8 protein-coding genes and 1 pseudogene are annotated in these 12,631 nt (G+C 40.5%); 6 read left to right on the top strand and 3 right to left on the bottom strand.

What is annotated here, in order from left to right; genetic code table 11:
* Positions 1-77: 77 nt before the first annotated feature.
* The gene (locus tag ACFG4S_RS14945) at positions 78-992 is read left to right on the top strand and encodes an ion channel (RefSeq protein WP_392535533.1); all 915 of its coding nucleotides are present in this window, start codon (positions 78-80) and stop codon (positions 990-992) included.
* A 20-nt stretch (positions 993-1,012) separates the two neighbouring features.
* On the opposite strand, the gene ACFG4S_RS14950 is transcribed toward ACFG4S_RS14945, so the two are convergent.
* Positions 1,013-1,207 carry a hypothetical protein gene (locus ACFG4S_RS14950; RefSeq protein WP_392535534.1) on the bottom strand — a complete coding sequence of 65 codons (195 nt, stop codon included), beginning with the start codon at positions 1,205-1,207 and terminating at the stop codon, positions 1,013-1,015.
* 321 nt (positions 1,208-1,528) lie between these two features.
* Here ACFG4S_RS14950 and ACFG4S_RS14955 point away from each other — a divergent pair, with 321 nt between their 5' ends.
* The 4 genes from ACFG4S_RS14955 (at position 1,529) to ACFG4S_RS14970 (ending at position 8,469) form a co-directional block, all read left to right on the top strand.
* On the top strand, positions 1,529-3,217 hold the full coding sequence (locus ACFG4S_RS14955) for an alpha/beta hydrolase (RefSeq protein WP_392535535.1): 1,689 nt from the start codon (positions 1,529-1,531) through the stop codon (positions 3,215-3,217).
* A 591-nt stretch (positions 3,218-3,808) separates the two neighbouring features.
* On the top strand, positions 3,809-4,789 hold the full coding sequence (locus ACFG4S_RS14960; protein ID WP_392535536.1) for a hypothetical protein: 981 nt from the start codon (positions 3,809-3,811) through the stop codon (positions 4,787-4,789).
* 994 nt (positions 4,790-5,783) lie between these two features.
* Positions 5,784-6,950, top strand: a complete 1,167-nt coding sequence (gene devC / locus ACFG4S_RS14965) for an ABC transporter permease DevC (RefSeq protein ID WP_392535537.1) — start codon at positions 5,784-5,786, stop codon at positions 6,948-6,950.
* A gap of 43 nt (positions 6,951-6,993) precedes the next feature.
* On the top strand, positions 6,994-8,469 hold the full coding sequence (locus ACFG4S_RS14970) for a cyclic nucleotide-binding domain-containing protein (RefSeq protein ID WP_392535538.1): 1,476 nt from the start codon (positions 6,994-6,996) through the stop codon (positions 8,467-8,469).
* Between the two features lie 276 nt (positions 8,470-8,745).
* Here the strand turns inward: ACFG4S_RS14970 and ACFG4S_RS14975 are convergent.
* Positions 8,746-9,560 (bottom strand): IS5 family transposase gene (locus ACFG4S_RS14975; protein ID WP_392535468.1). Its coding sequence is split into 2 segments (ribosomal slippage): positions 8,746-9,194 and positions 9,194-9,560, totalling 816 coding nucleotides; the frame shifts between segments, so codons are not numbered across the junction.
* A gap of 88 nt (positions 9,561-9,648) precedes the next feature.
* Here ACFG4S_RS14975 and ACFG4S_RS14980 point away from each other — a divergent pair.
* Positions 9,649-10,950 (top strand): annotated as a pseudogene (locus ACFG4S_RS14980) (cation:proton antiporter); the annotation flags it as partial.
* A 182-nt stretch (positions 10,951-11,132) separates the two neighbouring features.
* Here ACFG4S_RS14980 and ACFG4S_RS14985 read toward each other — a convergent pair.
* A complete protein-coding gene (locus ACFG4S_RS14985) occupies positions 11,133-12,410 on the bottom strand; it encodes an ATP-binding protein (RefSeq protein ID WP_392535539.1) in 1,278 nt (425 codons plus the stop codon).
* Positions 12,411-12,631: the final 221 nt, after the last annotated feature.

Here is a 12,631-nt window from a genome sequence, read left to right on the forward strand (position 1 = left end):
AACTGCACTGTAACTGAAAACAGCGACTTTTCAACCCTAGTTATATTAACTACTTGTCGTTCTTTTGGCTACCCCCGATGAGATTTCGACTGAAACGACTTTCACGGAAGCAACAACAGCGTTTGAGCCCACGTATTTACATTCAAGTTCGAGATGGAAAATTTGAGGTGATGGGTATGGGTGCATGGTATTCCTACTGGCGCGATCCCTACCATCTGCTACTGACGATTCCCTGGACTGGCTTTATTCCTCTGATTTGTGTTTTCTATATAACTACTAATGCTCTGTTCGCCCTAGCTTACTCGCTAGGAGGAGATTGTATTGCTAACGCCCGACCTGGCTCTTTTTTAGATCTCTTTTTCTTTAGCGTCCAAACTCTAGCATCCATCGGCTACGGTGCGATGTATCCGAAAACAACTTATGCCAACATTATTGTCACCATTGAAGCGATGATCGGTTTGGTGGGAATTGCGGTGATGACTGGACTAGCATTTGCCCGATTCTCTCGACCAACTGCCCGTGTAATGTTTAGTCGTGTAGCAGTAATTACACCTCATGACGCCAAACCTACTTTGATGTTTCGCACCGCTAATCAGCGCCGCAACACGATTTTAGAAGCGCAGATGCGAGTATATTTGATGCGTGATGAAATAACGGCAGAAGGGCAGTTTATGCGTCGAATCTACGATCTCCAACTGCTGAGGAACCAAACACCTAACTTCTCGTTAAGCTGGTCAGTGGTACATGTGATTGATGAGTTTAGTCCTTTATATGGAATGACACCGGAATCGCTCATCGAGACAAATTCGATGCTGATCATCTCTTTGAGTGGCATTGATGAAACGGTTGCACAGGTAGTCCATGCTCGTCATAGCTATGGTGCCAATGAGATTTTGTGGAACAATCGATTTGTCGATATTTTCCATCACACAGCTGATGGACATCGTTACATCGACTACAATCGTTTCCACGACGTTTTACCTTTAGAGTAAATAGGTTAAATGGCTCAAATTTACTCAGAAGTTTGATTAATTCGTGGTTGTGAGGGTTTCACGACAACGCGACCATTTTCAACCACAGTGGAATTTTCCCCACTATTCTTGCTGTGGTTAACTGGCACATCCTGACACTGATTTTGGTGGGAGAGATTTTGCTCCTGTTGTTGATTGAGGACAACAACACAACAAGAACAGGTAGTTACAGACATATAAAATATTTTGATCTCTATATCTATTATCGCGCTACTGATACTGTTTAGGTGAAAAATTTGCTATTTACAGCAATTTTAACTGGCTAGAATACAAATGACCGTAGGGACATATAACTGACCCTACTTTGTTGGCGATCGCTGGATCAAATCAACCACCTTAAGCAATACAAATGACTATAGGGACATACAACTGACCCTACTAGTACTTTGTCAAGCTAGTTTTGAGGCTTTGTAGTCAGGACTTTAGGGCTTAGAAAATAAAGACTAAAGTCCTGACTACGAACTTGTTTAAGCAGCATTAGACAGTAGGTTTTTCTGATGAAAAAATTTTTGAAATACCTGGGTTTAGGTTTTCTATCTGCGTTTTTGACCGCTACTCCTGGATTAGGGGCTGAGCGCATTAGCTTTTTTTACCCTCCCTTCGGCGAATTCTCTTTGTCTGTGAATTCGCTAGAAACTTTTGCTAAAGAGGGCAAAATCGATGAAGACTTTTCTTTTTATGCTAGTCGCGCCACTCCCGAACAACTCGCCCAACTGCGGGATCTACTCCAGCAGCGGTTCAATGTTAGTCCTACTGTGGTATCTCAGGTTACTTACTCACCTATAGGGGAGCAGGTGGTGCAACGGCTAGGAGATTTACTGCTCACTGAGTCTCGACAAAACGGTTTTTATGCCATACGTGCCTCTTTAATTTTGGCTGCTGCCGATCGCGAAGGTTTAACAGTGATCAATTTGCTGCGGAGATTTCCCAGCCAGACTATCAGGCTAAATTATACAGAGGGGCTCAGGATAGTTGATGACTTGTCACAATTGTTCAAAAAAAAGGATGAAGTTGTGGCTTTTCTGCAACAAGAAGCAACTGCCCAAGCAGCCAATTCCACTTTTGATTTCTCAAAACAACCAGATTTGCGATCGCCAGGAAAATTTCGTTGGCAGAAAAAAAGCCTGGAACTAAATGATACTTCTCGCAATCGCCGTCTCCCAGTAGATATCTATTTACCGGAAGTAGGTTCAGAAAACACAAAAAAACCCCCGTTTCCGCTGATTGTAATTTCTCATGGTCTGGCATCAGATCGGTCTACTTTTGCTTATCTAGCTCACCATCTAGCATCCTATGGTTTTGCTGTTGCAGTGCTGGAACATCCTGGTAGTAATGCCGAACGCTTTCAGTTATACTTTGCAGGATTGGCAAAGCCGCCAGAACCAGCGGAATTTATCAACCGACCTTTGGATATCAAGTTTTTGCTCGATCAACTGGAGCGTTTAGACAAATCCGATCCTTCCCTCCAAGGAAAACTCAATTTTCAGCAAATTGGGGCGATCGGTCAGTCTTTTGGTGGTTACACTGTTTTGACTTTAGCAGGAGCAAATATTAACTTTAAGCAACTCTACCAAGACTGCAATCCCAACAATTCATACTTTAATTTATCGCTGTTGTTGCAATGTCAAGCAACTGAGTTATCGCCAAGAAATTACGAACTCAAAGACGATCGCATTAAGGCCATTATGGCGATTAATCCCATTGACAGCTCAGTTTTAGGGGAGGGTGGCGTGAGTCAAATTAAAATTCCCGTCATGCTGGTAGCTGGTAGTCAAGATATTTTCGCCCCACCCGTATTTGAGCAGATTCGACCCTTTACCTGGCTTTCTAACTCCAATAAGTACCTTGCTTTGATCGAAAATGCTACTCACTTTTCGGCGATCGCCGAACCTACCCCTGAAAATAATGTTTTACCTGTACCATCTGCCTTACTAGGCCCCAATCCTGCTCCTGTTTATTCTTATCTCGATGCCTTAAGCGTAGCTTTTTTGGAAACTCATCTCCTCAATCGCCCTGAATACCAATCTTATTTACAGCCATCCTACGCCCAGTTCATTAGTCAAGAGTCTTTAAAGCTCAGTATTTTACAGTCGTTCACACCAGATCAATTTAATCAAGTCTGGAATGGGGCAATTCCTCAGTCATTCAAACCTTCAAATCCTTTACCAACACCTACTCCACGTTAGTTATACCAAAGAGGTGTAGGGTTGTAGTAAGACAATATCAGTTCTCTACACCCTACACCCAGCCTTTAAGTATTTCTTGTTGAATTTTGAATTGTTAAATGGTGTATCCTTTGGTCTGTTACTCCAAGGAGTCTGGATACCGCTAATGCCATCAGACTCAGAAAACATTTGGCGCTGATCTGGCTGATACGGCAGAGGGGCTGTTTTTGCGACGATGAAACTGGGTTATTTATTACAGGTCGTCTCAAAGATTTGTTAGTGATTATTATTAAGCAAATGTTGAAAGTAGTTTTTATAACAGACACTAACAAAATATAAACTGGGAGCATCTCACTTTTGTAGAAAGCTTTTTCAACCTCACCCCAACCCTCTCCTTACTAAGGAGAGGGAGCAAATATCTTGTTTCCCCCCTTACTAAGGGGGGACTAAGGGGGGTCGATTTAGGGTGCATTTGCAAAACTGAGATGCTCCCATATAAACTTTTGTCTGATTTCTGAATAAATTCCAAATGAAACCGTGATAAAAGATAAAACGGGTTTTGGAATTTATGTATATTTTCTTCCAATCAAATATTAGTCCAATATGTTGAATATGAATCCCAATCTCCAAGAAACTACTGTGCATAAGTCTTCCATAATTTATGGAGTACACTTTGCGACCAGCAATAACCTAAATGTACTTAGTGAAAGTGTAGCTAGTGAAACCGCAATAAATATTTCTCATCCAGTAGCTAGACTATTGCATAGTTCAGAGGTGAAAAATATAACCCACACGACCCCTGAAATATCTCTAGTGTCTTTAGAGATACAAACTGGTAAACAGTTATCGCACTCGACAATCTCCGCTAACATTGTTGAGAATCAAAATACACATACCAAACATGTACCTAAAGCCTTCCATACAAAACCTCACGAGAGGATAACGAGTTTCGCTCCTTTATCCAACGGGATGTTTATTATTGCGTGTACAGCACACATGCAAAATGGCAATTTTACTCGTCTCATATTTATTAATAGTAAAAAGTCTTCTGGAACTCACAAAGCTCTAAAAGTTTCGGGATTTAAACAGGAGAATAGTACTTTAGAAAGTCTGATCGAAATTAAAGATGGCAAGCTTCTGGGTATAGTTAGTCTCAATTCAGGTATTCCACCCTTTGAGTTAGTAACTATTGACTATAAGACGGGTAAAGTAACTTATGATGAACTAGTTTTACCCGATCTGCAACCAGATCGACGCTATAGTAATCTCACTCAATCCCCGGTTAACAGAAAAATTTATGCTACAAGCATGGGTATACCAATGGGTGTGCATTTAGTGCAGTTAGATATGGAGAATAATTCAGGGATCACTGGCAAACCACTAATTATTAAGTTATCAGAGTTGCATTTTGAAAATAAAGCTTTAGCAAGTGATTTGCTCAGTTTAGCTTTTTCTCCATTAGGAAAATTATATGCAGTTGCTAATTTAAATCATCAGCCAATGAATTCTCTATTTACCGTGGATATCAAAACCGGAGAGATGACCCTAGTGAAAAAATTAGCATATGGTAAAATTGCTTTTGCTTATACATAAAACCTATCCTATTTTTAGGACTTATAAACCTGTAAATTGGCAAACTGAGGCTGAGTTGAAAGACAGAGTAGGGTAGATATTTGCAAATCCGTTGGTGGTAATACCAATTGTTTATGAAGTTGCACATTCTTTTCACACTTCTCAACCTCCCCTTACTAAGAGGTTGTTTGAAAAGTGTTTTGCTGTAATTTTGGACACGTTTAGATTCCCCCTAACCCCCCTTAAAAAGGCTACGGTGTATACACAAGTCGAATTACCCCCCTTAATCCCCCCGATGTATTGGGGGAAAAAGAAAAATTTAGTTCCCTCCCCAATACATACGGGGAGGGTTAGGGTGGGGTAATTCAAGGACTGGTAGTGATTCGATAACTTGTGTGTACACCGTAGCTTTAAAAAGGGGGGAACTGCAATCAAAGTCCCCCTTTTCAAGGGGGATTTAGGGGGATCTAGAACGTTTTGTTACAGATAAGAGAACTTTTCAAACATCCTCTAAGGCTACCGTCTACACACAAGTCTTTTAGAGTGGCTCCACAGACTTTTGCTTTTAATCCCCCCAGCCCCTTTTGAAAAGAAAAGCTGTTTCATTCCCTCAAAAGCTCAAAAAAAACTTGCGTTGTGAACGAAAGGACTTGCGTTGTGAACGAAAGGACTTGCGTTGTGAACGAAAGGACTTGTGTTGTGAACGAAAGGACTTGTGTTGTGAACGAAAGGACTTGCGTTGTGAACAAAAGGACTTGCGTTGTGAACGAAAGGACTTGCGTTGTGAACGAAAGGACTTGTGTTGTGAACGAAAGTGCTTGTGTGTACAAATATAAAATTTAAATAAACTAAGCTGCTAAGTCCAGTCATGACTTGACTTCCTAGGAAGCAAGTAGCATTTTTAATAACTCTGATGAGGAAAATACTGTCGGCAAGCCATCACTTCATCATTGCAAACTAGATAAAGTTCGGATTTGGCAAATAAATCTAATCAATTGTAATTTAAAGATTATACATGAATTCTTTTGGCAGAATCCCCTTAGCTTGGTTGCAACTGACTCGCTATAAGCTGCGGCTGTTGGTAGCGATTGTCGGAATTGCTTTTGCAGTAATTTTGATATTTATGCAATTGGCTTTTTTAGACTCCCTCTACGACAGCCAAACAGCCTTACACAGTCGGCTGGTAGGTGATTTGATTTTAATTAATCCGGAAATGAAGACTTTGGCTAACACCAGAGAATTTCCTCGACAATATTTGTATCGCACACTTAATTTCAGCGAAGTTGACTCTGTTAACTATGTGTATCACGGACAGCATTCTTTTAAGTATGGCAATGTCAGTGCAGGTAAAGGAATTATTATCTTAGGCATCAACCCAGATAATTGTCCATTTGAAATTCCCAATTTCGATCGAGTTGCTCATTTATTGAGAACTAGGGGTGTGATTTTATTCGATCGCAACTCTAACTTAAAAGAATATGGCAATATCTTAAACGATTTGGAGTCAGGAAAATCAGTTGCAGCAGAAATTGGCGATCTTAAAGTTTGGATTAGCGGTTTAGTCAATTTTGCTGGTGCTTCCTTTGCCGATGATGGTAATGTGATTACCAGCAGTACAACTTTTACTTATTTGTTACCGATACGTTCTGCAAACAATATTAACATTGGATTGATCAAGCTTAAACCTGGTGTAAATCGCAAGGCGATCGCCAAAAAAATCAGCACTCAACTTCCTGCTAGTGTTCAAGTAATGACACGTCAAGAATTTATTGATTATGAAAAACACTATTGGGCTACTAGCGCTCCCATTGGATTTGTATTTAGTACAGGAGTTCTCGTTGGTTTTTTAGTAGGAGTAATTATTGTTTATCAAATTCTATATGGCGAAGTCTCCGATCATTTACCAGATTACGCAGTTCTCAAAGCCAGAGGCTACAAACATCGTTATTTTTTAAACGTTTTGTTTCAGGAAGCGCTTATCTTAGCAGTATTAGGTTACATTCCTGGACTGATAGTTTCTCTAGGATTGTACGAAATTGTCAAAGATGCAACCGCTTTGCCTATGCACATGACATTGCCACGAGCATCATTGGTACTTTTATTAACAATTATTATGTGCTTTACATCCGGCACTATTAGTATGAATAAGCTGAAAGATGCTAATCCAGCAGACTTATTTTGAACTGGGAACTTGGGAAAGAAGAATAATTAATAGCTGCTGCCAAATGACAAATGACAAAACGATCGTTTCCATCGAAAATCTCAATTACTTCTTTGGAGAAGGCGAACTCCAAAAGCAAGTTTTATCTGATATTAATCTAGAAGTTAAAGCCAAAGAATTCGTGATTTTGACCGGACCTTCAGGTTCAGGAAAAAGCACATTGCTGAGTTTAATTGGTTGCTTACGTTCTGTTAAAAAAGGAAGTCTCAAGATTTTGGGACAAGAACTCAATGGTTCTAACAGACAGCAATTAGTCCAAATGCGTCGAAATTTTGGTTATATTACCCAATCAAGTAATTTGTTGGATTTCTTAACAGTTCAGCAGAATATTCAGATGTCATTGGAATTGCAACCAAATTTCTCACCTAAAGAAGCCCGTGCAAAAACAGCCGCGATACTAGACGCTGTTGGATTAGCTGATAAGCTCAATGCTTATCCAGGAAATCTTTCTGGGGGACAGAAGCAACGAGTGGCTATAGCGAGTGCTTTGGTAACTCAACCCAAGTTGGTACTCGCCGATGAGCCCACAGCATCTCTAGATAAAACAGCAGGACGCAATGTAGTAGCCTTAATGCATCGTTTAGCCAAAGAACACAATAGTGCTGTTCTTATGGTTACTCATGATAATCGCATACTTGATTTGGCAGATCGGATTGTTAATGTTGAAGATGGCAAATTGGGTTTAGCTTTAAATCAAGAACTTTCGCTGGTTTTACCTGGTTTTGATGAAGCCTTGCTAGAAAAAGTAGCCACTAAACCAATCGTTTTAACTTACCAATCAGAGGAAGTAATTGTTCGCCAAGGTGAGCCAGCCACTAAATTTTATATTCTTCTAGAAGGTGAAGTCGAAATTCTCCAAGAATTTCCTAATGAACCCCCTCGTCTTTTAAATCATCTCAGTCGTGGGGATTATTTTGGCGAAGTCGGTTTGCTTCGGGATGGTAAACGGACAGCAACAGTACGCGTTGCTAGAAATTCAGAAGTTAAAGTGATGGTGATTGAGGAAGAACTTTTCCGACTTTTCCTTGGGAACTCTGAATTAACGAAGGCTGACATTGTGCATCATTTGCATCAACGTGTGATGACAAGTCATCTCTCAAATGCATTACCTAATGTTGATCCATCCGAGATTGTAGCAGTTGCCGCGCAAGCAAAGGTAGTTAGATATGGAGCCAATTCTATCATCGTTCAAAAAGGTGAAGTCGCTGATAAATTCTACCTGATATTAGAAGGAGAAGTTGAAGCATTGGTGGGCGATTGCCATGATGAATTCACGTCGTGTACTCTCCAACCAGGGGAATACTTTGGTAATGCACAATTGCTTAATGGAGAAAATTATCCCTTTACAGTTCAAGCTGGACTTACTGAAGTGGAAGTGATGATAATCGAACGAGAAAGTTTTTGTAGTTTAATTTTCAAATCGAATACAAATGAGGAAACTGTTGCTTCTGTGCTTCGTCAACGATTGATGAATTTGTGAATAGCATTACCTATCTAAAACAAAAAAAGCAAAAAAAGAAGTTTTTGCTTCCATTGATAGTAAATGTCTTTATCGAAAATCAAGTCTATGTACTAATACCAATTTTTTATGAAGCTGCATATAATTCGATCCCCCCTAGCCCCCCTTAAGAAGGGGGGAACCAGAAAAACATCTATTAAAGTCCCCCTTAAAAAGGGGGATTTAGGGGGATCAAGATATGTGCAACTTCACGTTAAATTGGTATAAGACTTTAAGAGCTGATTCGTAAACAAAAGCTTAAGAAGCCATTCGCCTTATCATCAGACGAATCAATGAGCCATAAATCATTGCTTCACTTAACTCACTGTACAACTCATAATCTTTACTCAAACGCCGAAATCGATTGAGCCACCCAAATGTCCGTTCCACAATCCATCGTTTCGGCAATCGCTCAAATGTTTTCGAGTTTCTTTGAATCACCTCAACTCGAACCTGCTCTCCACAAACTTGCTTGACAGGTTGAGCAAAGTTCTCGCCCGAATAGCCCTGATCGACCCAAACAACTTCCAATTTAGACAATTCCTGAGCTGCTTCATGCAGCACCACTACAGCACCTAAACGTTCCGAGGCATTGGCTTGAGTCACTAAAACGCCAATTAACAATCCTTGGGAATCTACAACGATATGCCGCTTACGCCCTTTAACCTTCTTACCACCGTCAAAGCCGTAGACCTCCCCTTTTTTTCCGTTGTCTTCACTGACTGAGAATCTGCGATCGCCACGGTAGAATCTTCATCTTTTCCTAAATCTTGTCGCAGTTGATGACGTACTTGATCGTGGATTTTCTGCCAGATGCCTTTGCGTTGCCATTTTTGAAAGTAGCCGTACACTGTTGTGTAAGGAGGAAGGTCATGAGGTAACATCTCCCACTGACAGCCAGTGCGTTGCACGTAGAAAATTGCATTGAGAATTTCTCGCAAATCTACTTCTATAGGATGCCCAAATCCTTTAGGGTTTGGCAGAAGAGGCTTGATAATTAACCATTCGCTATCACTTAAATCACTTGGATAGGGTTTGCGCTGCGGATTTTCAATTACTGGTAGACGGCTCATCGACAACAACATTAATGTTATTAATTTAGCCTATAACCTGAATATACTGAGGCTCTGTTCTCTTTAGATTTTCTTTACGAATCAGCTCTTAAAGCGGGATTTGTTACCTATTTGTCTGTATGCAGTAGTAGGGGTAATAATTTCTATTGCCGGAGTAGCAATCGGTCTTCATCAATTCGCTGGAATTGAACTTAGCATTGCTCTATTAGTTGGAGCTAGTCTATCAGCAACCGATCCGGTTTCGGTAACGGCTCTATTTCGGGAACTAGGAGCAAGCAAACGTCTAAGAACACTAATGGAAGGAGAAAGTTTATTTAATGATGGTATGGCCGTTGTGGCTTTTGGCTTATTAGTTGCTTTGCCGTTAGGTACTGCCAAACTTGATTTACAGTCTGCTTTATTAGAATTTTTTCAAGTAGTAGGCATTGGTATCAGCGTTGGAGGACTAATTGGGTTTGGTATTTCCTATCTAACCCAACGTTTCGACTTACCATTAGTAGAACAATCCCTTACCCTGGTTTCTGCCTACAGCACTTACCTAATAACAGAATATTTAGGTGGTTCTGGAGTGATTGGAGTCGTTACCACAGCTTTAATTTTAGGCAACTTTGGCTCGCGCATCGGCATGAACCCGCGCACGCGGATTATTGTGACTGAATTTTGGGAATTTCTCGCTTTTTTTGTAAATTCAATTGTTTTTCTCTTAATTGGCGATCAAATTCGCTTTGCTGTTTTAGGAGATAACCTAAAAAGTATTGCAGTCACAATTGTGGCGATGATTGTGGCACGGGCAGTATCTATTTATGCTTTAAGTAGTCTTAGCAACTGGTTATCTAAATCCGAAATTCCTTTATCTGAACAAACTGTATTGACGTGGGGTGGGCTACGCGGCTCTGTCTCCATTGCCCTGGCTTTGAGTGTACCAGCCATACTCCCCCAAAGGGAAGAAATTATTGCCACTGTATTTGGAGTAGTTTTATTTACTCTGTTAGTACAAGGCTTAACTATCCAACCATTATTAGAAAAATTCCAACTTTTAGGTTCGCAACCGCTACGTCAAAAATACACCGAAGCAATTGCCCGTCAAGTTGCTCTCCAACGGGCGCTGGAATATTTAGAAACAGCACAAAACCGTCCGGGAATTGAGCCAGAGTTTTATCGCTACCAGAAGAGGCTGCTTGCAAGTGAAATTACCTGTTTGCAAGAATAAATTGACAAGTTACTTGATGAATACCCAAATTTGCAAGAATTTTCAACCGAAGAACTGCGAGGGGAACTGCTGGCAATTGAAGCTGATACTTATGCTGAGTTTGTCCGCGCAGGTAAGTTAAATAAAGAACTGTCACCTTTTTTGCAAACAAACCATGAGGGAGCGAATGGGAAGGAATAAGTCTATGTTCTATAGTAATACCGTTTCATTTTAAGATTGATACAGATTCTTGCTCGCCCTGCAAGAATAGTGATTTTTATCAATAATTTCGTGAAATGGTATGATGCGATCGCAACTTACACAAGATTGTAAACTCTTTAAATTGTGTCTTCATTCCTCCAGCCGTCAAAAATACCATCCGTTTAAAGGCTCCCAAGAACAACCAGAGGTAATTGAACGCTGACTTTAGTACCTGTCACGGTGTCAGATTCAATAGATAATTCTCCACCATGAGCATTGATGATACGTTTGCTAATGGCAAGCCCCAACCCAGTACCGCTTGGTTTTGTGGAAAAGAACGGCTGCGTTAGCTTTGACAAAACCTCTGAAGGAATTGGCTCACCACCATTGCAGACATTAATGCAGATTTTATCAGGAGACGAACGATCCACTTCCCATTTAATCGCATCTCCGGCTGAGACTGCTTCACAAGCATTGCGAACAATATTAATAAACACTTGTTTTAGCTTATCTTTATCTCCTAAGATTTTGACTGTAGGTAACGCCGGGATAAATTCGATTTGCCGTGAGAGCGCTTCTGGCATCTCACACATTGGCATCAGTAACTCACAAATAAATTCATTCACATCCAATTCACACAGTTGCAATACTTGGGGTTTGGCATAAAGTAAAATTTCACTCAGCAGATTTTCTAGCCGACTAGCCTCACTAAGTGCCAGCGATAATCGCTCAAGACCCGCTTCAGTCAGAACAGTTTTCTTAAAATACTTCAATCCCATAATCATTGTTGTTAGTGGATTGCGAATTTCATGCACAATCATCGCCGCAAATTCACCAATAGCTGCCAGCCGTTCCTGTTCTAAAAGCTTGGCTTGGGCTGCTTGTAGTTCTGCGGTGCGTTTTTCTACCTCAGTTTCCAGGATATGATTAAATTGGCACTGCTGCTGGTAAAGATGGTAATGGTCGATGGCAGTAGCAGCACGTTCGGCGAACAATTCCACAATTTGGATTTCTTCTTTGGTAAATTCCCTCGCTTGCCGATGAAAAGAGCAAACAGTACCGAAGACTTGACCTTCAGTAGTTTGCAAAGGTATCCCTAAATATGCTCGATAACCTGACGCAGGTTTACCATATTCTGGATTAGCCACAGCATCCTCAACAGCTAATGTGCGCCCAATTTGCATAACTGTACCAATCAATCTACCATGCAGTGCATAAACACGAGGTGTATCTTCGGACATTTCCAGACTACTCGCTAGAATAGTTTCAAACCCCTCTTGGCAAAAGGTAACAACCGTCCAATCAACTGCAATCAGTTCGCTGACTCCACAGGCAATATTGTGTAAATAGCTACCTATCTCACCAGTGCGATAGTTCAAAGAGGACAAACGTGCTATTATCTGCCGCTCGCGCTGCCAAGGCTGTTGCAACAACATTTCTTCATCATCGGCTTTGCTCATGGATGCTTGTTGCATGGTTTGGCAAAATAAGTTAAAAAATCAAAATATTAAATATTGGATTTTCCAGGTGTTAACTCTGGATATCCTAATAATTTTGATGGGGAAATTTTACTAGATAAATGTGCTAATTATGCAGAAAAAATATGAAATTTTACTTAAATACATGCAAATTTATACAACAAATAGCAAGCAAACATCAGGCTAGCCATTGACAATTTACC

Origin of the sequence: Nostoc sp. C117 (genome assembly GCF_043099735.1) — a bacterium.
Lineage (GTDB): Bacteria > Cyanobacteriota > Cyanobacteriia > Cyanobacteriales > Nostocaceae > Nostoc.